The organism is Clostridium sp. AF21-20LB (assembly GCF_003478795.1).
In the GTDB taxonomy this organism is placed as follows: Bacteria; Bacillota; Clostridia; order Lachnospirales; family Lachnospiraceae; genus Otoolea; species Otoolea fessa.
In genome coordinates this window covers 13,177-34,761 of the sequence record NZ_QUGD01000023.1, presented here as the reverse complement: position 1 = coordinate 34,761, position 21,585 = coordinate 13,177, and the positions used below count along the sequence as shown (strand labels likewise).

Annotated in this window: 19 protein-coding genes and 1 pseudogene; 6 read left to right on the top strand and 14 right to left on the bottom strand. The window is 49.4% G+C overall.

The window, feature by feature from the left end:
* Positions 1 to 12: 12 nt before the first annotated feature.
* From DWX76_RS11035 to DWX76_RS11010, 6 genes are all read right to left on the bottom strand, one after another.
* Positions 13 to 648 (bottom strand): substrate-binding domain-containing protein, encoded by a 636-nt coding sequence (locus DWX76_RS11035; RefSeq protein WP_347475083.1) that lies wholly within the window; start codon positions 646 to 648, stop codon positions 13 to 15.
* On the bottom strand, positions 633 to 986 hold the full coding sequence (locus DWX76_RS11030; protein ID WP_118482239.1) for a LysR family transcriptional regulator: 354 nt from the start codon (positions 984 to 986) through the stop codon (positions 633 to 635). The genes DWX76_RS11035 and DWX76_RS11030 overlap by 16 nt, the downstream gene beginning before the upstream one ends.
* A gap of 138 nt (positions 987 to 1,124) precedes the next feature.
* Positions 1,125 to 2,414, bottom strand: coding sequence for a TRAP transporter large permease (locus DWX76_RS11025; RefSeq protein WP_207722853.1), 1,290 nt, complete (start codon positions 2,412 to 2,414; stop codon positions 1,125 to 1,127).
* Positions 2,411 to 2,911, bottom strand: a complete 501-nt coding sequence (locus DWX76_RS11020) for a TRAP transporter small permease (protein ID WP_118570683.1) — start codon at positions 2,909 to 2,911, stop codon at positions 2,411 to 2,413. The genes DWX76_RS11025 and DWX76_RS11020 overlap by 4 nt, the downstream gene beginning before the upstream one ends.
* A 23-nt stretch (positions 2,912 to 2,934) precedes the next feature.
* Positions 2,935 to 4,014, bottom strand: a complete 1,080-nt coding sequence (locus DWX76_RS11015; protein ID WP_118570682.1) for a TRAP transporter substrate-binding protein — start codon at positions 4,012 to 4,014, stop codon at positions 2,935 to 2,937.
* Between the two features lie 42 nt (positions 4,015 to 4,056).
* Entirely contained in the window at positions 4,057 to 4,920 is an 864-nt protein-coding gene (locus DWX76_RS11010; RefSeq protein WP_107001705.1) for a DUF6282 family protein, read from the bottom strand.
* Positions 4,921 to 5,270: 350 nt separating this feature from the next.
* Between DWX76_RS11010 and asnS the strand changes: the two genes are divergently transcribed.
* The 4 genes from asnS to DWX76_RS10995 all read left to right on the top strand — a co-directional run bounded on the left by asnS (position 5,271) and on the right by DWX76_RS10995 (position 9,724).
* Complete coding sequence (asnS, locus tag DWX76_RS11005; protein WP_118570681.1) at positions 5,271 to 6,662, top strand: asparagine--tRNA ligase; 1,392 nt, start codon at positions 5,271 to 5,273, stop codon at positions 6,660 to 6,662.
* Positions 6,663 to 6,789: 127 nt separating this feature from the next.
* Entirely contained in the window at positions 6,790 to 7,860 is a 1,071-nt protein-coding gene (locus tag DWX76_RS11000; RefSeq protein WP_118570680.1) for a metallophosphoesterase family protein, read from the top strand.
* Between the two features lie 5 nt (positions 7,861 to 7,865).
* Entirely contained in the window at positions 7,866 to 8,246 is a 381-nt protein-coding gene (locus DWX76_RS15175; RefSeq protein ID WP_412694059.1) for an AAA family ATPase, read from the top strand.
* Positions 8,243 to 9,724: a hypothetical protein gene (locus DWX76_RS10995; RefSeq protein ID WP_412694058.1), complete on the top strand. Its 1,482-nt coding sequence runs from the start codon at positions 8,243 to 8,245 to the stop codon at positions 9,722 to 9,724. Before DWX76_RS15175 ends, DWX76_RS10995 begins: the two co-directional genes overlap by 4 nt.
* A gap of 122 nt (positions 9,725 to 9,846) precedes the next feature.
* Here the strand turns inward: DWX76_RS10995 and DWX76_RS10990 are convergent.
* The 5 genes and pseudogenes from DWX76_RS10990 to DWX76_RS10970 form a co-directional block, all read right to left on the bottom strand.
* A pseudogene (locus DWX76_RS10990) lies at positions 9,847 to 11,026 on the bottom strand (ribose-phosphate pyrophosphokinase).
* A gap of 109 nt (positions 11,027 to 11,135) precedes the next feature.
* On the bottom strand, positions 11,136 to 12,128 hold the full coding sequence (locus tag DWX76_RS10985; protein WP_118570679.1) for an ATP-binding protein: 993 nt from the start codon (positions 12,126 to 12,128) through the stop codon (positions 11,136 to 11,138).
* Positions 12,115 to 13,179: a DnaD domain protein gene (locus tag DWX76_RS10980; protein ID WP_117796649.1), complete on the bottom strand. Its 1,065-nt coding sequence runs from the start codon at positions 13,177 to 13,179 to the stop codon at positions 12,115 to 12,117. The genes DWX76_RS10985 and DWX76_RS10980 overlap by 14 nt, the downstream gene beginning before the upstream one ends.
* A 548-nt stretch (positions 13,180 to 13,727) precedes the next feature.
* Complete coding sequence (gene murC, locus DWX76_RS10975) at positions 13,728 to 15,119, bottom strand: UDP-N-acetylmuramate--L-alanine ligase (protein WP_118466999.1); 1,392 nt, start codon at positions 15,117 to 15,119, stop codon at positions 13,728 to 13,730.
* A 223-nt stretch (positions 15,120 to 15,342) separates the two neighbouring features.
* Entirely contained in the window at positions 15,343 to 15,852 is a 510-nt protein-coding gene (locus tag DWX76_RS10970; protein ID WP_022359584.1) for a QueT transporter family protein, read from the bottom strand.
* Between the two features lie 416 nt (positions 15,853 to 16,268).
* Between DWX76_RS10970 and sstT the strand changes: the two genes are divergently transcribed.
* Positions 16,269 to 17,492 carry a serine/threonine transporter SstT gene (gene sstT / locus DWX76_RS10965; protein WP_118570678.1) on the top strand — a complete coding sequence of 408 codons (1,224 nt, stop codon included), beginning with the start codon at positions 16,269 to 16,271 and terminating at the stop codon, positions 17,490 to 17,492.
* A 389-nt stretch (positions 17,493 to 17,881) separates the two neighbouring features.
* Here the strand turns inward: sstT and DWX76_RS10960 are convergent, their stop codons facing one another.
* Complete coding sequence (locus tag DWX76_RS10960; protein ID WP_118570677.1) at positions 17,882 to 18,646, bottom strand: type III pantothenate kinase; 765 nt, start codon at positions 18,644 to 18,646, stop codon at positions 17,882 to 17,884.
* A 6-nt stretch (positions 18,647 to 18,652) separates the two neighbouring features.
* Positions 18,653 to 19,276 carry an ECF transporter S component gene (locus tag DWX76_RS10955; protein WP_022359587.1) on the bottom strand — a complete coding sequence of 208 codons (624 nt, stop codon included), beginning with the start codon at positions 19,274 to 19,276 and terminating at the stop codon, positions 18,653 to 18,655.
* Positions 19,277 to 19,877: 601 nt separating this feature from the next.
* Between DWX76_RS10955 and coaBC the strand changes: the two genes are divergently transcribed.
* On the top strand, positions 19,878 to 21,071 hold the full coding sequence (gene coaBC / locus DWX76_RS10950) for a bifunctional phosphopantothenoylcysteine decarboxylase/phosphopantothenate--cysteine ligase CoaBC (protein ID WP_118570676.1): 1,194 nt from the start codon (positions 19,878 to 19,880) through the stop codon (positions 21,069 to 21,071).
* A gap of 109 nt (positions 21,072 to 21,180) precedes the next feature.
* Here coaBC and DWX76_RS10945 read toward each other — a convergent pair whose 3' ends face one another.
* The gene (locus DWX76_RS10945; RefSeq protein WP_107001717.1) at positions 21,181 to 21,456 is read right to left on the bottom strand and encodes a hypothetical protein; all 276 of its coding nucleotides are present in this window, start codon (positions 21,454 to 21,456) and stop codon (positions 21,181 to 21,183) included.
* Positions 21,457 to 21,585: the final 129 nt, after the last annotated feature.

Here is a 21,585-nt window from a genome sequence, read left to right as displayed (position 1 = left end):
TTCAAGGCTTTTTTACTGTATACTCTTTCTCAATTCTTCCAGACTCATCGAATCTGCAATCCGCGGCAACTCCTCCTGTAAGATATGGACAAAGTCCTGTATATACATCGGATGCATCGCATTCCGATGGCTGACCAGCTCGATCTTTAACTCCCGTCCCAAGTTCCGGATCGGGAACATATAGAGTTCATCCTCCGGTTTACAGGTCTGATTGTGACGGTACGCGGCTGCCAGCAGCATTTTCGGGCACAGCGCCGCACAGATGCCGGACGCGCAGAGCAGAATCTGCGTCTCACTATCACTGATGTTATAGATGACATTAAGCTTTACATTATAACTGTCCAGATATTCCTGAATCGCATGGTTAACTTTTCCGGTCTTGAAACTCTGCGTAAACGGAATGTTGGAAAACCGTTTCAGATCAATCCCATCCTCCATCTGCCGGATCTCCTGCTTGCTAAATTCCCGCCTCAAAAGCTTGGCGGAGATAACCAGGATGATCTCATCCGTCGTCAGGGTCTGGATTTTATAATCCGGATGCGGTGACGTATTGACCCCGATAAATAAATCTACCTGTCCGTTCAACAGGCGTTCCTCCAGAATCTGTGTGTCCTCCTCCGTAAAGGATATATTTACCTCGGGTAACACTGGTAATATCGCGGCAGCACACGGGGCAGTATGATCGGCGCGCGGGATGTACTGATTCCCAAGGTAAAACCGCCCACCGTCCCCTCCGCTATCCCCGCTAGACTCCGGCTCATACTCGTCTCCATAATCTGGATATTTAACAGGTTATGAAGCATGATCTCGCCAGCCTGTGTCAGACGGAATTTGGGACGCCGCTCAAACAACACGACATTATACTCTTTTTCCAGCCTCTTTATATGATCGCTGGCGCACTGCTGTGTAATATGAAGCTCATTTGCAGCTTTTGTAATACTCATTTCTCTGGCTACCACCAAAAAAACTTCGAATCCTATTTTCATTGTTTCCTCCGCCAGTTCTCAGTTCTATCTATTTTCTTATTCTAACCAAAAGGAGCCGTAAAAAAACAGCGCATTGACCTTTCAAGTCTCTTCTGCTGTCTTTTCATAGCCCCTTTTTCTTACGTATTTTTCTAATACTTAGTATCCGTACCCCATTAGTCTCGGAAGCCATGTGATGATTCCCGGTACATATGCAAATACAAACAGAAGCAATATTTCCGTCAAAAGGAACGGAAGCGCTCCCTTTACAATCTGTTTAAAATTCAAGCCTGAAATCGAAACCGCCGTAAACAGATTATATCCAAACGGAGGTGTTACGAATCCAACTACCAGGCAAATACAGAACAGCATACCGATGTGGAGTTCATTACATCCGAGTGCAATTCCAACCGGAATTAAAATTGGTGCCAGAATCAGAGTTGCCGCTACGTTATCCATCAGACAGCCTACAATTAAGAGCACTACAACTAGTACGAAGAGATAAAGTGCCTGGCTGCCACCTACGAAGCTGATAAATGCATTGGAAATCACGATTCCGATCTGGGATTTCGATACAACCCAGGAGAACAGGGACGCCGCCGCGATGATGAAATTGACCATTGTCGATGTTTTCAGGGAATTGATCAGGATCTTCGGTAAATCTTTTACTTTCAGTTCTTTCAATGCAAAACCCAGAATCAGCGCATAAACAATGCCGACCGCTGCGGATTCGGTTGGTGTAAAGATACCGCCATAAATACCGCCTAGAATCAGAACCGGAAGTCCCAGAGCGCCCAGCGCTTTCCAGAACAATTTCATGGATTCTTTAAAATCAAACTTCATCGTCTTCGCATGTTTCAGAACCTCCGGATTCCTGTATGCGAATACGACATTGACTAACGATAACGCCAGTGCGATAACAAGTCCCGGGACAACCCCTGCCATAAACATTGCCGGAATTGAAAGATTCATTGTAACTCCATAAATAATCATGGGAATACTCGGAGGAATGATTGGTCCCAATGCACCTGCCGATGCAACTAACCCCGCGCTCGTTTCTCTGGAATAACCTGCCTTCAGCATGGAAGGAAGCATAATTGAACCAATCGCTGCTACCGTCGCCGGACCAGAGCCCGTCAGCGCTGCAAAGATCGCACAACTGAATACGGTTACAATTCCAAGTCCGCCCGGAAGCCAGCCTAAAATACTCTTCGCCCAATCGGTCAGACGTTTGGAAATACCACCGAAATCCATCAGGTTTCCTACCAAGATAAACAGTGGGACTGCAAGCAGTGTGAAGGAGTTAAGACCGTAAATCAGCCGCTGTGCGACTACCAGCATACTTCCTCCCGTTGTCGCCAGATATGCCATTCCGGCAGAAAGGATTGCAAATGCAACCGGAATGCCTAAAAGCATCAGACCAAATAATACTACTAATACAAGTGTCATAATACCGGTTTATCCTCCTTTCTCTCTGTCGCTGATACGATCATCGCAATCGCTACAAATGCCTGGAACATCAGAAGGATTCCGCCGACTGCCACGGAGGAATTGATACACCACATCGGGACAGAAAGCGCGGTACTCAAGTTAGTTCTGGAGCTGTACGCAAGCTTTAAGCCTGCATACAGCATTACGGTTCCATCAAAAAAGATAACTAATTCAATGATAATATCGACAATTTTTCGAAGTGTTCCATGCATCAGATCCAGGATTGCTGTTACTGTAGCATGTCCGCTTCCCTCAATCAACAAGGAAGCGCCCAGCATATGCATCCAGATAAAACAGTACCGGGCAAGTTCTTCGCTCCATGACAGTGAATTATTCAGAATGAAGCGGAAAAACACCTGTGCCACACAGGCAACAATCAGGACAATAAAGATCACCATTCCTATGTAACTGACGCACTTATTAATTATGTCTGAAACCTGCTGTAATTTTTTCATGCTGTCAAACCCTCTTTCTGCAATCACCTCTCCGTGCCGGTCAGGGATTTAATCTGATCCACCCACTCAGAACCGATGTAGGATTCCATCTCGTCATAGCACGGCTTTACGGCACTCTGGAATGCCTCTGTATCTACATCCTCAGAGGATACAATCGTCATGCCCTGAGACGTCAGATCCGACTCCATCTTTTCAGCGGTTGCATCGTTGTTTTCACGTGTTTCTTTGGCTGCTTCCTGTGCTGCTTCTTTTAAGATCGCCTGATCTTCCTCAGATAAGGACTCATATACACTGGTAGAAATACATACCGGAAGTGGAGAATAGAACAGGTTTACATTATCAATGTATTTGCAGATATCCGGAAAACCGTTGGTATATAATACACTTAACGGTGCGTCACAGCCATCTACGGTACCCTGCTGCAGAGCGGTTAAAAGCTCGCCCCATGCCATCGGGGTTGCATTTACACCCAGCGCCTTATAAGCAGATAGGTAAATCTTTGTCTCCATGCAGCGGATCTTCAGTCCATTCAAATCGGACGGTGCTTTGATTTCTTTGTCCTTTGTACACAACTGACGGAATCCGCCCTCAGAAAATGCAAGACATGTAACGCCTGTTCCGTCCATATTGTCGATCAGGGACTGACCGAAATCGCCGTCTACGATCTCACGTGCCTGTGCCAAATCGCTAAAAATGAACGGAAGATCCAATGCACCGTTTGCCGGTACATAAGAAGAAACATATGCATTCGTCATGACTGCCATGTCGCATGTTCCGGTCTGCATGCCTTCCCACATCTCCGGCTCGGAACCAAGCTGACTGCTCGCATACAGGTTGACCGCAATTCTGCCCTCGGATTTTTCTTCCACGATCTCTTTGAATTTGGTTGCTGTAAAGTGATACGGATCATCTGCGTTTGCTGCGGTCGTATAACCGATGCTGAGTGTTGTCTCGGCATTCGGGTTAGCGGTGTTCTCGACTGCCGCCTGTGTTCCTGCCGCCGCTGCCTGTGTGGTACCACCTGCCTGTCCGCCGCCGCACGCTGTCATGCTGAGCGCTGTCACTGCTGCTAATGCCCCTGCCAATACTCTGTCTTTCCTCATAATGTAAAATCCTCCTTCTAAAAAATGTGCATTTATATAAATTTATCTGCATACCACTTCTTCCGGTACCTTCTGGACCATGTCCCGTATCTGTGCTTCCGCAATCCCACAGGTCAGCATCACGGCGATAAACCGTTTCAATTCCGAAACGGGTGTCGGCGCCCCTTTCTGCCCTCGGTCCGTTGCCAGATATACGTGTCCACTTCCAACGGTCCGAATCGTCTCTGCCATCTCTTCCGGCATCACACTTTTCTGTGCCAGATTAAACCAGTTCTTCTCAATCACAACCCCCAGCTTCGCCAGTTCCGCCTGATCGTCTCTTCCTATCCTCGTCCTTGGAAACTCTGGATGTGTCAAAATCATATTGACCCCCCGTTTCCGTCCTTCCCTGCATAAAATCAGGGATTCCTCCGGGCTGATATGTCCTGTTGCCAGAAATGCGTCTTTTTCCTTGATAGCATCCATGATGTCGTAGACGCATTCTTTTAATGTTCCATCCTGTTCCAGAATGGTAATACCCCTGCGGTCGAAGAAATCTCCCTCCATGTTTCCGAATACTAGGCTGTTTTTCGCATCCCGGGTCGGCATCCATACAATTTTTGCCCCCGCCCGCAATGCATTTTTCACCGCGTATACATTCAAGCCGCCCGCCGGGCAGTTGAGGCAGAGCCCGCCATACGCTTTCGCCTTACAGCCGCTGTAGCGGTTGATCAGTTCTGCCCGCAAAGCCGTTGATTCATAATGACTTTTCAGCATCACTCCCGCCATTCCTGCCGCGTCTGCCTCCCGGATCAACTGGAATCCATCCAATTCTCTCGGAAAAACAGAGGGCGATGAATGTACATGTAAATCGTACGCACCTTTCAGAAGCTCTTCCGCTTTTTTATTTGCGTCAAGTTCAGTCATAATTCTTCTGTCTACACCCTTTCCGTTTGATAGACTCTTTGAAAGTATTCCGCGGTTTTCTTTCTTTATCCCCATTCTAACACCGGGCATTTGTCTCTGTAAAACAAGTATTCACAGAGTTGACACAATACCCAGCTTGTTTTCTGCCCTTTCCTTCTGTTTTTGCATTTGTTTCTGTTAATTTTTAAAGCTGTCACTTTTTATGCGGGCAGGTTTCTTCCCCCGCAAATTTCCCTCCGTCCCTTGAATCTACAAGGAAAATACAGTATAATGAAAGTTAAACACGGTCTGCACACTGCAGGGCAGTCCGCATGAGAAAGTTTATTTTGCAAAATAAGGAGTTTACTGAGATGAATTTAACCACTGTAAGAGAAATTTACCGTTCCAGAGAGACGTATCTGGACAAAGAAGTTCAGATCGGCGGCTGGGTACGAAGCGTGCGCGGTTCCAAGAACTTTGGCTTCATCGTTGTGAGCGATGGCAGCTACTTTGAGACGCTTCAGGTTGTTTACCATGATACAATGCCGAACTTTGCAGAGATCTCCAAGTTAAACGTAGGCGCATCCATTATCGTAAAAGGTACCCTGGTTGCGACCCCGGAGGCAAAGCAGCCGTTCGAGATTCAGGCGACCGAGGTAGCCGTTGAGGGACCGTCCGCTTCGGATTATCCGCTTCAGAAGAAACGCCACAGCCTTGAGTATCTGCGTACCATCTCCCACCTGCGTCCGAGAACCAACACCTTCCAGGCTGTGTTCCGTGTACGTTCCCTGGCAGCTTACGCGATCCATCAGTATTTCCAGGAGCGCGATTTCGTGTATGTCCACACTCCACTGATTACCGCAAGTGACTGCGAGGGCGCCGGTGAGATGTTCCAGGTTACCACGATGGATCTGAACAATGTTCCGAAAAAGAACGACGGCACGGTTGACTACTCCCAGGATTTCTTCGGAAAACCAACTAACTTAACTGTCAGCGGTCAGTTAAACGGCGAGACCTACGCGATGGCATTCCGCAATATCTACACCTTCGGACCGACCTTCCGCGCAGAGAACTCCAACACGACCCGTCATGCAGCTGAGTTCTGGATGATCGAGCCGGAGATGGCATTTGCGGATCTGAACGACAACATGGAAGTTGCCGAGGATATGTTAAAATATGTCATCCGCTACGTCTTAGAGCACGCACCGGAAGAGATGAATTTCTTCAACCAGTTCATCGACAAGGGACTCCTTGACCGCTTAAACCACGTATTAAATTCCGAGTTCGGTCATGTAACCTACACCGAGGCTGTCCGCATCCTCGAAGAGCACAACGACGAATTCGACTACAAGGTATTCTGGGGCTGTGACTTACAGACCGAGCATGAGCGCTACTTAACCGAGAAGATCTTCCAGAAACCGGTCTTCGTTACCGATTATCCGAAGGAGATCAAGGCATTCTACATGAAGATGAACGAAGACGGCAAGACCGTTGCAGCGATGGACTGTCTCGTACCGGGCATCGGCGAGATCATCGGCGGCAGCCAGCGTGAGGACAGCTTAGAAAAGTTAGAGGCGCGTATGGACGAGCTTGGACTCAAAAAGGAGGACTACGATTTCTATCTGGATCTGCGTAAATACGGTTCCGCAAGACACTCCGGATTTGGTCTTGGATTCGAGCGCTGCGTGATGTACTTAACCGGCGTTTCCAACATCCGCGATGTCATTCCGTTCCCGAGAACCGTAAACAACTGTGAACTGTAAACAATAAGCAACTATGGGGCTGTCGCAAATACTGGAATCTGCTTTCTGCTATTTGCAGCAGTCCCTTTTCTATTATTATTTCAATATGTACATACGGAGTGACAGACTCCTGAAAGGGGGAGAGAATGTGAAATTTATCCATACCGGCGATATCCACTGGGGCATGTCCCCGGACAGCGACAAGCCGTGGAGCCGGGAGCGCAGCCGCGATATCCGCGATACGTTTACCGCCATCATCGCCAAGGCAAAGGAACTGCGCGTGGACTGCCTGTTCATCGCGGGGGATCTGTTCCACCGCCAGCCGCTGCTGCGCGACCTGAAAGAGGTCAATTACCTGTTTTCCACGATCCCGCAGACACAGGTTGTCATCATCGCGGGCAATCACGACCGGATCCGCAAAAATTCCGCCGTTTTAAGCTTTTCCTGGGCTTCCAACGTGACGTTTCTGGAAAGTGAGGATGTCTCATCCGTCTATTTTGAGGATATCAACACCGAGGTGACCGGCTTTTCTTACTATACTGCGGAGATCCCGGAGCCGCGCCTCGATGCTCTTGAAGCGCCGGAGGATGGAAAAATCCACATTCTGCTGGGGCACGGCGGCGACGCGAACCACGTCCCGATCGACCGGGCGGCGCTGGCTTCCTCTGGATTTTCGTATATCGCACTGGGGCACATCCACAGGCCAGAGATCCTACTGGACAAAAAGATGGCATACTGCGGTTCCCCGGAGCCGCTTGATAAGACCGAGACCGGCAGGCACGGCATCCTTTACGGCGAGATCGACCCGGAAAGCTGTCAGGTAACGACACTGGACTTTATTCCGATGGCGAAGCTCCGCTACATCCCACTCATCGTCCGCGTCACGCCGGATACGACCAACACGGAGCTGTACTTAAAAATCGCCCATGAGATCGAACAGCGCGGCAATGACAATATTTTCCGCTTCAAGGTGCAGGGCATGCGCGATCCCGATATTTTCTTCGATCTGGACGCCTTAAAGCTGCGTTTCCGCATCGCGGATATCATCGATGAGACGGAACCGCAATACGATTTTTCCGCCCTGTTTGCCGAGCATCCAAGCGATATGATCGGCTTTTACATCCAGGCACTGAAAAAACCGGACATGAGTCCGGTGGAGAAAAAGGCGCTGTTTTACGGCATCCACGCCCTGCTTCTCACCACCGATGAAAGGAGTTAGCTTCCATGCGTTTTCTTGATCTTTATATCAGTGGGTTTGGAAAATTTCATGACACAGCCGTCTCCTTTGAGGATGGGTTAAACGTCATTTACGGTAAAAATGAAGCCGGCAAATCCACGATCCACACCTTTATCCGCGGCATGCTCTTCGGCATCGAGCGTCAGAGGGGCGCGCCGCCAGAAACGACATCTACAGCAAATATGAGCCGTGGGAAAACAGCGGCACCTACGAGGGGCAGCTCCGGCTTGAATCCGACGACGGCACCATTTACCGGATCGAGCGCTCGTTCCAGAAAAATAAGAAGGAATTTACCGTCATCAACGAGACGACCGGACGCGAGGAACCGGACGGCCGCGCCGTTTTGCAGGAAATCTTGGGCGGCATGAGTGAAACCATGTACAACAACACCATCAGCATCAGCCAGTTAAAGAGTGCGACCGATGAAGGCATGGTTTCAGAACTGAAAAACTATATTGCCAACATGAATACCTCTGGCAATATGGCGCTCAATATCACTAAGGCGACCGCCTATCTGAAAAATCAGCGCAAACAATTTGAATCCCAGTTAAGCCCGGAGGCTTCGGTCAACTATACCTCCCTTCTTAGCGAGATCCGCGCGCTGGAACGCGAGCTTTCTTCGCCAAAATATGAGAATCAGTTACAGGAATACTCAAAACTACGTGACTCGGTCCGAAATGAACTGGAACATCAGAAAATAGAAAAAGAAGATTTATCCGACCGGCTGCAGAAGAGCCGTCAGGTACTGGATGAGTTTTCCTTTACGGACGAGGCGTCCATCGAGGCGTACCGCAGTCAGGCTGAAACACTCTACCAGGACTATCAGTATGCACAGGTGTCTTCCTCCAGCAAGGGATCCCGGTTTTTCCAGGTGTTTTTCTTTATCGCAGCGGCGATCTGCGCCATCTGCGCCGCATACTGCGGATATCTGGCGTTCTTCCCGCTTCCGTCCCCGTGGCTGGGAGCTGGTCCCACCGCCCTCATATTTGGCGTCGCCGCTCTTGTGCTTCTCATGCTGGGAATCTGCGTCACACGGCACCGGAGCCGCCGCAGGCAGGAGGCGGAGAAAAGTGCCTCTGTTTTATCGGAGATTTTGAGCCGCCACCTGGGCGAATCCGAGATTTCGGATGAATCCATGAAGCTTTTGTCCCAGCGGCTGGACCGCTTCATCACGCTCTGCCACGCCGTTACAAACTCGGAGGATTCACTGGTAAAACGTTCCGAACAGATCTCGGCGCTGATGGCAAAGCAGAATGACTGCAGCCTTGTCATCGAGGAACAACAGCGCGTCCAGTGGGAGTTAGAGAAAAAGCTGGAGCACCTATCCGCCTGCAAAGACCGGGCAGCGGCGCTCAAACACATTTTAAATGAAAATGAGCGCATCCATCAGGAGATCGCCTCCGTGGATCTGGCGCTTGATACCTTAAAAGAGCTTTCCACGACCATCCGGGATTCTTTCGGCCTGTACTTAAATAAGACTGCGTCCGACCTGATCGCCGGAATTACCGGCGGAATTTATTCCAGCATCAGCATCGATGAGAACTTGAATGCGTTTTTAAATACCCGCCGGAAGCTGATCCCGCTTGAACAGGTCAGCAGCGGCACCGCCGACCAGATCTATCTGGCGCTGCGCCTCGCCGCCGCCCACTTTATCCAGGGCGATGCAGACCGGCTGCCGCTCATCTTTGACGACAGCTTCGTCCTCTACGACGACGAGCGCCTGAGAACCGTCCTCAAATGGCTGCCAACCGCCTATTCCGGGCAGATTCTTGTATTTACTTGTCATGAGAGGGAGATGCGGGTGCTGAAGGAAGAAGGAGCTGCGGTGCATGAAGTGCGGTTGTAGGACTCCTTTCATACATAACCGTGACATTGCCTGTTTCCTATGACATTAAAAAGAACGCCATTTTCTGACATGTATTGGTCCGGAAATGACGTTCTTTTTGTTTCTATTTTAAAGGTCTATTTTTAGTCCCGTATTCCCGCCCGATACTTCGCCAGCAGCTTATTGATACGTCCAGTCGGATTTAACAGCTCGCTTAAGGAGGCATCGTGGTTCAGGTTATCGATGATGAGCGCGATGTATTTGCTCATATCGACGCTGATATAGTACGGTCTGGAGAGAAGCTCCGGTGTCTGGTATACCAGGTTGGTGGTCAGGACGCGGTCGATCAGACCGTTCTCATAGTACTCGTCAAACTTCTGCAGTCCGTTGGTAAACAGACCGAAGGTCGCGCATACGAATACCTTTCTCGCCTTGCGGCTCTTTAATTCCTTCGCTACATCTAACATGCTCTCGCCAGAGGAGATCATATCATCGATGATCAGGACATCCTTGCCCTCTACGCTGGATCCCAAGAACTCATGGGCAACGATCGGGTTGCGTCCGTTGACGATCCTGGTGTAATCGCGGCGTTTGTAGAACATACCCATGTCGAGTCCCAGCACGTTGGAGAAGAAGACAGCGCGGGACATACCGCCCTCATCCGGCTGATGACCATCATGTGATCGCTGTCGATCTCCAGCTCTTTCTCATTTTTCAGCAAATATTTGATAAACTGGTAAATCGGCTGAACGGTCTCAAAACCCTTGAGCGGAATCGCGTTCTGGACACGCGGATCGTGTGCGTCAAAGGTAATGATATTCTCAACGCCCATATCTACCAGCTCTTCCAGTGCCAGCGCGCAGTCTAAGGACTCACGGCCGGAGCGCTTATGCTGGCGGCTCTCATACAGGAACGGCATGATTACGTTGATACGGCGTGCCTTTCCGCCTGCTGCCGCAATGACACGTTTCAGATCCTGATAATGATCATCCGGGGACATATGGTTTACCATGCCGCACAGAGAATATGTCTGGCTGTAGTTGCAGACATCCACGATCAGATACAGATCATCGCCGCGCACCGACGCTTGATCTCGCCCTTTGCCTCGCCGGAACCAAATCTCGGTGTGTTTGCCCCGATGATGTAGGAGTCTCTCTGATAACCTGAAAATGCGATCGACGTCTTGTGCTCGCTCTCGCGCTCATTTCTCCAGTCCACCAGATATTTGTCTACCTTGCCTACCAGTTCCTCACATCCCTTTAATGGAATCAGTCCCAGCGGACCTACCGGTATCGTCTCAATGATTTTCTCTTCGTACAGCATTTTCCATTTTCCTCCAGCCTGTTTACTCTCTGTTAATTCGCTTTTTTTGCATATGTTAGCGCATTCTAACGTCTCTTTTATATCATTATGTCCCTTATAAGTCAACCCATTACCGGTTTTCCAGCTTTTTTCGTATCCGGATATCCTCGCCGTAGAGCGGAATGATCTGATACTGGCTTATGATCCGTGACATGACGCGGTCGGTAAACTCGTCGCGCATCTCATTGACCGGCAGATTGGTGGAAATGATCGTGCCTTTCTTCCGGTTTAAGCGCTCGTTGACCACATAGAAGAGCTGGGAAGTCGTAAACGTATTCACCAGTTCCGTCCCCAGATCGTCGATGATCAGCAGATCGCACTCTAATAAATACTGGGAGCGGTCGCGATCCTCATCGGTCGCATCATTTGCGAAGCGGTCCCTTGAAAATATCTCATACATCTCCACCGCCGGGAGATACACGACGCTGAAACAGCGCTCAATCAGCTCCTTCGCGATGCAGTTGCTTAAAAACGTCTTTCCAAGCCCCGTTTTTCCGGTAAATAAGATATTTCCCTTTTCTTCTTTAAATCCGTCCACATAGCGGTGGCAGAACGCCGTCACCTGCTCCATATACGCGCGGGCAGTCTTGCCGCTACGCGGATCGATCTTCGTGTCATCAAAATAATCATAGGAAAAATGAGAAAAATTCTCCCGCTTCAGCACTTCCCGGATATTCGACTGGGCGTATAACAGATCGATCTCCCGCTGACGGAAACAGTGGCATTTTATGCCGTCTTTGTACCCGGTATCCTTACAGTCCGGACAATTATACTGCATCTCCAGATAGTCCGCCGGATAGCCGTAGGCGCTCATCAGCACCTGGCGCTGCTCTTTCAGGTCTGCGATTGTCCCTCGCAAACGTTTCACCGCGTCCGCATCGCCCGCCAGAAGCTCTTTCGCGCTCTTGACCGCCGCGGCGGCGATCGCGTCGTTCATCTCCCGGACCGCCGGTATTTTCTCATAGACCTCGTCAACCCGCGCGTCCAGCTCATGTTTCTTCTGAAGCTGTGTCCGGTTATAAACACGCATGATCGATTCATACTGCGAATTACTGAGTGCCATCGTCCCCTCCTGTCTTCTGCGCTCCGTTTATCATGCTCCATACCATCTCGTCGTAATCATATCCGTGTTCCTCTAGATTGTGGAACCGGTTGGAAGAACGGCTGCTGCCTGCAGACGCCTGCCGGCGCTTCGCCCCGCCTTCTTCCTTCCGTTTTTTATCTAGCTCTGACACATCCCGGAAGCTCTTGACGCCGGCATTTTTCCAATCCCGCAGGATCTTGTCTGCATAGTCAAACGACGGTTTATGTATCTGCCGGATCGTGCGGCTGCACGCCTCGACGATCAGCTCGCGCGTGAAACCGTACTCCCAGAACCATTTTTCGATAAATTCACTCTCGACCTCCGCCGGACTCCGGTCCGAAAGCCCCATCGCCCGCATAACCGCGAATGAACCCTTCGTGTAGCCCCTGCCGCTCGCTTTCGCCTGTTCCACATCCTTGATGCCGCGCTTATGCCAGCCGAGCGCCACCTTTTCCATATAGCGCAGGCTGGTGTGGTGGTTCTGCACGCAGTACTCAATCAGGTATTCCAGCAATTCCCCGGAAAATCCCAGATTCGAATAGAGATTTCCAAGAATCTGGCAGTCTGTCGGTGTGAGCAGCTTGTTTAAATACTGCTGGGCAATATAAATGAGCTGCTTAAACGACTCATCCGAGGTCAGACGTGACATATCGCAGGCTGCGGCTTCCCGGGCGGCAGTTTTGGCAGATGGCGCAAAAGAACCAGCACTTGCCTGGGATTCCGTTGAAGCAAAAACCGGTGAAATTTGCTGTCCCGGCGTCTCCTGAAACGATCGCTGTGCCTCTTCACCGACTTCCGTTCCCAGCACCCCGGCTCTCTGCCAGTATGCCAGCGCGCGCTGCACGTCCGCCTCCGTGTGGTTGAGCGCGTCCGCGATCTGTCCGATCGAGACTTCCTCCTGCTGGTGGCGGAGCAGGTACAGATATACCTTCACATATTCTCCACTGGCTCCCGCCATATATGTATCAATAAATACGTCCGGAACCGGCGTCGCGCCCACCGCCAGCCGGTTTTTGAATCCTATTCCCATCGTCTAATTTCCCTCTTAGCCATTCTGTGTCCTCACATTTCCTGTTACCATTTATCTATCAGCAGCCTGCGGCTGTGTAAACCATTCAAACTGCTGTATTTTACTTTTATTTTGAAATATTCTCTATTTGTTCCATCCAAATCTTCCTGTTTTCTTACTTTTCCACCGTTTTGATTTTGTTTCCGGACTTTTCCACAATTTTGCTCCGGACAAGACAGTTTTCATCCATTTATCACAGGTTCACTGCGTCTGTTCCTATCATAACATACCTTTTTTTAAAAAGAAATACTCCTAATTATGGTTCGCGGCCGACACTTTTAGACCAATTTTTCCACTATTTTGATTGTGGATAATGTGGATAATGTGGAAAAAGCCTTCAAAAATCCTCAAAAAATAACCCTTCCTCCGACAAAATCCTTATTTTATCAACATTTTCGGCATTTCCCCATTTCCGCATTTAGGCGCAAAAAATCCACATAGTTCCTTTACATAATATGTTGAAAACTATGTGGATAATGTGGATAACTATATGTACACTCGGAGTGCATCTATTTCGCAAGGAGGTTTTCCCCTACATTTACAACGTCTCCGGCGCCCATGGTTATCAACAGGTCGCCCTGTGTACAATGTTCCATGACAAATTTTTCTATTTCATCGAACGTCGGCAGATACCATGCTTCTTTTCCTTTTTCTTTTAGAAGTTTCACGATATCCTCTGAGCTGATGCCGAGCGTGTCCGTCTCGCGCGCCGCGTAGATATCCGCCAGAATGACTTTATCTGCCAGTGAGAGCGCCTCGGCAAACTGCGGCAGAAATGCCTTCGTCCGCGTGTAGGTGTGCGGCTGGAAAATGCACCAGAGTGTCTTGTGTGGATAGTTCTGCGCCGTCTTTAAGGTAGCCTCGATCTCATGCGGATGATGCGCATAGTCGTCGATGATGGTAAATCCATTTACCTCACCCTTCTTTTCGAACCGGCGGTTGGTTCCGGTAAAATGTGCCAGTCCCACGCGGATGGCGTCCATGGAGATGCCATTTTCCAAGGAAACAGCGATGGCTGCCAGCGCATTGTATACATTGTGCTCACCTGCCACACCGAGCGTCAGGCGCTCTTTCTTCTCACCGCCGATATAAAGATCGAAGGACGGATGCGCGTAATCGTCATACTGGATATCACCGGCACTGTAATCGTTGCCGCGGCTGTGACCAAAAGTAATAACCTTGCCTTTTGCCGCTTCTATGATCTCCTGATAGTTCTCGATATCGCCGTTGATGACAATCGCGCCCTGAGCCGGTACGCGCTCGGCAAACAGCTTGAAGGAATGACGGATATCCGCCAGATCCTTGAAGAAATCGAGATGGTCTTCTTCTATATTAAGAATGACCGCCATCGTCGGGTAGAAGGATAGGAAGCTGTTGGTATACTCACACGCCTCCGTCACGAAAAATTCCGGTCCGCCGACGCGGATGTTGCCGCCGATCGCCGGAAGGATGCCGCCGACCGAGATCGTCGGGTCATTTTTCGCCTGCAAGAAAATCTCCGTCACCATCGAAGTGGTTGTCGTTTTGCCGTGTGTTCCGGCAATCGCGATCGCATTTTTATAGTTCCGCATCATCTCGCCCAAGAGTTCCGCACGGGTCAGCATCGGGATGCCGCGCCGTTTTACTTCCTGAAATTCCGGGTTATCCGGGTGAATCGCCGCCGTGTAGACTACCACATCGATGCCATCCTGGATATTCTCCGCTTTCTGTCCGATATATACCTTCGCGCCGCGCGCCTCCAGGTTATCGGTCAGCTCCGAACGGTGTGCGTCCGAGCCGGACACAGTGAATCCCTCGTCCATCAAAATCTCTGCCAGTCCGCTCATGCTGATACCGCCGATTCCGATGAAATGGACGGATTCTGGTTTATTAAAATCAATCTGATATACATTCTCACTCATATTTGTGCATTCCTTCCCCGCCGCAGGCGGTTTTTGTTTTCGCAGACGCCATAGAAAAACGATATGGAACCGCGAGGCATTGTGTTTTCACGTCCTTTTAATTTAACTTCTTTTACATGAAATTGTCAATATAAGGCAAAAAAATAAAAGATACACGCCAGCCATCGCACTGCGATCCGTCTGTAACATGCATCTTTTATATCATTTAAGTTATGTCTTTTTCTTAGCGTCCCGTTGCCAGACACTTGCCGAACAGCATGGTTTTATAACGGTTTAACGCCGCCAGAAGAATGCTTCCCAGCACACCGATTGCCAGCACCTCGCCGATCCCGACGGTCAGCATCATGAACGGAATCAGATCCTCAGAGCCGTATGCAAAGCGGAGCACCCACGGTACAATGATCGTGTTGGCCAGGATCGGCGGTACACATACTAAAACCTTACTCTTGCGGAGCGCATAGGAGCCGACTGCCCCGATCAGGGTTGCCAGGCTTCCGAATACGATATCCAGTCCGGCTGCCCCGCAGAACAGATTGGATAAAAAGCATCCGACAAAGAGTCCCGGAATCGCTGCCGGGGTAAAGAACGGCAGGATGCAGAGTGCTTCCGAAATACGGAACTGCACTGGTCCGAAGCTGATCGGTTGGAATGCCATCGTCAGCGCTACGTAGATGGCCGCGATCGCCGCGCCATACGCCAGAAAATACGTGTTTTTCAGGTTGTTTTCTTTCATATTCAATTCTCCTTTAGTTTTGTTTTACGAGTGGAAGGTCACGAACACTCGATTCATTTTACGCCGGAAATCGGCGGCAGCCTGTAAGACCTTGTTTTTGCGGGCTTTGCAACGGGTATGAGTATAACATAGAGCAGATAGAAATACAAGTTTTCTTTTCGCTTATCGCCACTGCAAGTTCTGCCACTGGCCACACGGAACACGGGCAAAAATTTTTTCTCTATTTCTCTATCACTCTGCCATAAAAAAGCACTTTCCCTTTCTTTCTATCTCCTGTATAATAGAATCCACATGATTTTGTGCCGGATGCTGCACAGACAGTTGAATCATTCGGGAGATATTGCATTTGCACATTTGAATCAGCTCCCCGACACTCGTCAACCCCATTTCATCATCACAAAGGAAGTATGTATTTTATGAAAGCACTCTATGAACGCTGGACAGCCATCAGCCTGCCTAAACGAATTCTGGGCGGCATGATTCTCGGCGCTGTTCTGGGAATGATGATTCCGCAGGCAGTCGGAATCTCAATCCTTGGAAATCTATTTGTCAACGCATTAAAGGGCATCGCGCCCCTGCTCGTATTTTTCCTTGTTATCAGTTCCCTCTGTCAGGCAAAGCAGAGCCACGGCGGCATCATCCGCACGGTTGTCTGCCTCTATCTGTTTAATACTCTTTTAGGCGCTGTGATTGCGGTCATCGCAAGCAGATTATTCCCGATCACCCTGACACTGGCGCAGGCGGCAGAAGAGACCTCCGCACCGCAGGGAATTGCTGAGGTTCTGCAGACACTTTTATTAAACGTTGTAAAGAACCCGATCACTTCGATTGCAGAAGCGAATTACATCGGTATTCTGGCATGGGCGGTTCTGTTCGGTGTAGCACTGCGCGCTGCCAGTGAGCGAACCAAGGAAATCATGGATAATTTCGCCGGTGCACTCTCAAAGGTAGTTACCTGGATCATCAACTTTGCTCCGTTTGGTATCCTCGGCCTTGTGTTTGACACCGTGTCTACCAACGGTCTGCAGGTATTTACCGAATATGGACGTCTTCTGACCGTCCTGGTCGGTTCGATGCTCTTTATCTACTTCGTGACCAACCCGATTCTGGTTTACTGGTGCATCCGCAAGAATCCATTCCCGCTGATCTTTAAATGCTTAAAGCGAAGCGCGGTGACTGCTTTCTTTACCCGTAGTTCCGCCGCCAATATCCCGATCAACATGGAAGTCTGCGAGGAAATGGGACTGGACAAAAATACCTACTCCGTTACCATCCCGCTCGGTGCGACCATCAATATGAACGGTGCGGCTGTTACCATCACCGTCATGACGCTGGCGGCAGCCAATACGCTGGGAATTCCGGTGGATATTCCGACCGCCATCATTTTAAGCGTCCTGTCGGCACTTTCCGCCTGCGGCGCATCCGGTGTTGCCGGTGGTTCCCTGCTCTTAATTCCGCTTGCCTGCTCTCTGTTTGGCATCTCAAGCGATATCGCCATGCAGGTCATCGGTGTCGGATTTATCATCGGCGTGGTGCAGGATTCCGTCGAGACAGCACTCAACTCTTCCTGTGATCTTCTGCTTTCCGCAGCGGCACAGTTTAGGGAGTGGAGAAAAGAAGGACGGGAGATTACCTATTAAAATTATATTATATGCATATTGAAATCAATTTTTCCATATGCTATAATGCCAATAGGCAAACGAATGACAGTACTCACAGAGTACACAAAAAGCCCCCGGTGTGTGCTGACACCGGGGGCTCGCCTTTTTTGAAAAGGAGGCTTAAACCTTTGCTACCTACTCATCTCCATCCAGCCACTTACAAATATAGTAAGCCACAATGCTGGCTATCACAGAGAGCACGAATGACAGTATTCCTCCCACACAGTACACCCCCTTTCCGCACCTGTCTAGGGGTGGTAGCTGTATCAGTATAACACAGAAATTAATCACTCGCACTATATTTGTGCTTCTGCATCTTTTTTAATTGCATTTTAAAAGCGGCTTGATTTTTTCCAGCCGCTTTTATCTTATTTATTCTTCTTATAGATAATCCACAACCCCCGCAATAACAATTCATCATCTAATTCTATCTGATGCCGACACAGCGGAATGATTTTTCTGGCAAGACCGCCGGTGGCTACAACGGTGGCTTTCTGGTCGAGTTCCTCTTCAATCCGGTCGATCATGCCATCTATGCAGGTGGCGTTTCCATAGAGGATTCCACTCTGCATACACTCAACGGTATTCTTGCCAATCAGGTGCTTTGGCAGGTCAAGGCTGATGCGCGGAAGCTGGGCGGTCCGGCTGGTCAGGGAATTCATCGATACACCTATTCCCGGCAGAATCATACCGCCGATGTACTGCTTGTTCTCATTCACCACACAGATGGTGGTTGCCGTTCCCATATCGATCAGAATAAGCGGCACCGGATACCGATTGATTCCCGCGACGGCACCGACGATCAGATCGGTACCGACGGAGGACGGATTGTCCATCAGCACTTCCAGACCGATATTCATATCCACATTGACGACCAGAGCTTCCTGCCCCGTCACCTTGCGGATCGCCTCCCGCATCAGGGAGGTAACCGGCGGTACTACCGAACCGATGATCGCACCGGTGATCTCACTTACCTTGATTTCCCGCAGCTCCAGCACCATTTTCAGGGAAATCGCATAGTCAAGCTCTGTTTTCCCGCTGTCTGTCGCCATCCGCTCGGTAAAGAGGATTTCCCCATCCGCAATACAACCGAGAACCACATTCGTATTTCCGATATCCAATGCCAAAATCATACTGTCTTACCCCCTGCTTTTTTCCAGAGCCGGTACAAATTTTGCCCGGTAAAGTGCTGCGCCGACTGCACCGGTGAGGATTGTGGACGATACCATTTCGCATACTGCATTGATTCCTACGAAACCGCATACGAACAGGATAATATTTTTTCCGCCGATCAGCCCCTGCATATATTCGGTATTGCCAAACAGAACCACTAAAGCCGTCATAAAGAAAACTGTATTTAAAAACGCGGAACAGAATCCGGTTACCAGACTCGCCATGTACGCATCGGTTCTGCGGCGTACAAACTGGAAAATGTAGCCTAACAGAAGACCATCCAGCATACGCGGAACGAATCTCTGTACAAATGCCAGAAACGGGTTAATGCTGAAAAGCATCGCGCCCATCGCACTGCTGCCGCCGATGCCGATGCACTGTAAAAAGCTGGTCATGCCGAAGACTGCACCGATCGCTGCGCCGCCTGCCGGTCCCAGTGTGATCGCCGCAATCGCAACCGGAATCACATTAAATGTAATCGCCAGCGGCCCAATATTCAGATATCCGAGGGGAGTGTACGCCATCAGCAGAAGAATGCCGGTCATAAGACCTAAGATGACAAGTTTAGATGTGTTGTTTGTTGTGTTCATGAAATTTTCCTCCTTGTTATTATTCCCGTTCGAAAAACCTGCTGCACCTTCTGTTCACCAGACTGCCGCTTACCTGCGCCAATATCATGTGCATAAAATCCTTACAAATTCCGTTCTTTCCGGCGATACCATCCAGAAAAGCCGCGAGCCAGGGCATTTTAATTCCCCGTCTCTTCCGGTATGATTCTCCATCTCAGATACAGATCCGTATGCAGATACGCACATTCCGGCAGAAGTTTCTTTCTTCTGCCGCTTTCCGCAGATTTGCTGCCAGCACGTTCGGTGCCTGTTTTCTATGGGATACAATACAACTGCTGCCGCCTGTCCCTGTTCACATCCAGTGAAAACCAGGTCAGCCAGCAGACACCTCCACACTATATCACATCACTTTTCAACATACAACCAACAATTCTACCAGAATATGTGCTGTTTTTTATTGTCTTTTCACAAAATACATGTTTCTTTCCTCTCCTGTTATGTGCGCTTACCAAAGCCCCAACAGAGAACGGAAGTCAAAAAAGGTTTACAATTTTTCCTCCAGATGCTATGCTGTTCGAAAATGACCCAGAAAACCAGAGTACAAACCGAAAGGATATATATCATGTTAACTGGAAAAACGATTATTTTGGGAGTAACCGGCGGAATCGCCGCATACAAGGCGGCGAACCTTGCCAGCCTTTTAAAGAAACAGCACGCGGATGTACACGTGATTATGACTAAAAATGCGATGGAATTTATCACACCGCTTACCTTTGAGACCCTGACCGTCAATAAATGCCTGACGGACACCTTTGACCGGAATTTTAAATTTGAAGTGGAACACATCGAGCTGGCGAAAAAAGCGGATCTGGCGATCATCGCCCCGGCGACTGCCAATGTCTGCGCCAAACTGGCACACGGACTTGCCGATGATATGCTGACGACCACGCTCTTAGCCTGCCAGTGCCCGCGCATCATTGCTCCGGCGATGAACACACGGATGTATGAGAATCCTATTACCCAAGATAATCTCCGCCTGTTAGAACATTACGGCTTTACCATCATCGAACCGGCAAGCGGTCTGCTCGCCTGCGGCGATTCCGGAAAGGGCAAATTCCCGGATGAGGGGCTGATCCTGGAATATATTCTCCGCGCGATCGCCTACCCGAAGGATCTCGCCGGAAAGAAGATCCTTGTGACCGCCGGTCCGACCCAGGAAGCGGTCGATCCGGTGCGCTACCTCACGAACCATTCGACCGGAAAAATGGGCTATGCGCTGGCACGGATGGCGATGCTGCGCGGTGCCGACGTGACACTCGTCACCGGCGAAACTTCACTGACTCCGCCTCCATTTGTCAATACTGTCCACATCAAAAGCGCACACGACCTCTTTGAAGCAGTCACCTCCCGGAGTGAGGAACAGGACATTATCATCAAGGCGGCAGCCGTCGCTGACTACCGTCCGGCAGTCGTTTCTGATGAAAAGGTCAAGAAATCCGACGGCGATCTGAGCCTGGCGCTGGAGCGCACTGAGGACACTTTAAGCTACCTCGGCGCACACAAACGTCCGGGACAGCTGCTCTGCGGCTTCGCGATGGAGACCTCCCAGCTCGAGGAACGCGCCCGCGGCAAGCTGGAACGCAAAAATCTGGATCTGATCGCTGCCAACAACTTAAAGGTAGCCGGCGCCGGATTCGGAACCGATACAAACGTCATCACGCTGATCGATAAGCAGCAGACCCGCCATCTGGAGCAGATGAGTAAGGAAGCAGCGGCGATGGAAATATTGACGGTTTTACGCGATATGATGAAATAGATTTTGATTGAAATAGATAGAGAAAGAGGAAGCAACCGAGGTTGATGGACGGATGCCTCCTCTTTCATTGAATATGGAATATATCATAAGCATTATTTTTAGAATGTGGCTATTTAAAACGAATCCGCCATACTCCTATGATCAAGATAATTTCAGAAAGCAATCGCAATACTTTCGTGATTCGATAAGCTGTATCCTCTTTTATCTCTGGACTCTCCTGCAAGTATTTGCATTCAATAAAAGCCCTTGCCGCAATTTCTCCAAAAACTGCCAGCGCTAAAAATAAAGAAAAGCCTGCCATGCCTTTTGCATAACTGTACAATGACAGTAAGAATAAAATAGAGACGCCTATATTGTATAATGTCAGCCAGAATTTTTTCTTCATATTGATCACCTCTCGATTCTATCTGAACAAAAAATCTCACAAAATATTTGTTATCACTTTTTATTTTTACAAGATTGGTTTTCTAGCTTGTTATTCATATAATATCAGATCTTCCCTCCGAAATATATA

Bases quoted from the DNA above. Each gene is read 5' to 3' on its own strand.
- DWX76_RS11030 (WP_118482239.1), bottom strand. From the start codon at position 986: ATGAAAATAGGATTCGAAGTTTTTTTGGTGGTAGCCAGAGAAATGAGT.
- DWX76_RS11025 (WP_207722853.1), bottom strand. From the start codon at position 2,414: ATGACACTTGTATTAGTAGTATTATTTGGTCTGATGCTTTTAGGCATT.
- DWX76_RS11020 (WP_118570683.1), bottom strand. From the start codon at position 2,911: ATGAAAAAATTACAGCAGGTTTCAGACATAATTAATAAGTGCGTCAGT.
- DWX76_RS11015 (WP_118570682.1), bottom strand. From the start codon at position 4,014: ATGAGGAAAGACAGAGTATTGGCAGGGGCATTAGCAGCAGTGACAGCG.
- DWX76_RS11010 (WP_107001705.1), bottom strand. From the start codon at position 4,920: ATGACTGAACTTGACGCAAATAAAAAAGCGGAAGAGCTTCTGAAAGGT.
- asnS (WP_118570681.1), top strand. From the start codon at position 5,271: ATGAATTTAACCACTGTAAGAGAAATTTACCGTTCCAGAGAGACGTAT.
- DWX76_RS15175 (WP_412694059.1), top strand. From the start codon at position 7,866: ATGCGTTTTCTTGATCTTTATATCAGTGGGTTTGGAAAATTTCATGAC.
- DWX76_RS10995 (WP_412694058.1), top strand. From the start codon at position 8,243: ATGAGTGAAACCATGTACAACAACACCATCAGCATCAGCCAGTTAAAG.
- DWX76_RS10985 (WP_118570679.1), bottom strand. From the start codon at position 12,128: ATGGCACTCAGTAATTCGCAGTATGAATCGATCATGCGTGTTTATAAC.
- DWX76_RS10980 (WP_117796649.1), bottom strand. From the start codon at position 13,179: ATGGGAATAGGATTCAAAAACCGGCTGGCGGTGGGCGCGACGCCGGTT.
- murC (WP_118466999.1), bottom strand. From the start codon at position 15,119: ATGAGTGAGAATGTATATCAGATTGATTTTAATAAACCAGAATCCGTC.
- DWX76_RS10970 (WP_022359584.1), bottom strand. From the start codon at position 15,852: ATGAAAGAAAACAACCTGAAAAACACGTATTTTCTGGCGTATGGCGCG.
- sstT (WP_118570678.1), top strand. From the start codon at position 16,269: ATGAAAGCACTCTATGAACGCTGGACAGCCATCAGCCTGCCTAAACGA.
- DWX76_RS10960 (WP_118570677.1), bottom strand. From the start codon at position 18,646: ATGATTTTGGCATTGGATATCGGAAATACGAATGTGGTTCTCGGTTGT.
- DWX76_RS10955 (WP_022359587.1), bottom strand. From the start codon at position 19,276: ATGAACACAACAAACAACACATCTAAACTTGTCATCTTAGGTCTTATG.
- coaBC (WP_118570676.1), top strand. From the start codon at position 19,878: ATGTTAACTGGAAAAACGATTATTTTGGGAGTAACCGGCGGAATCGCC.
- DWX76_RS10945 (WP_107001717.1), bottom strand. From the start codon at position 21,456: ATGAAGAAAAAATTCTGGCTGACATTATACAATATAGGCGTCTCTATT.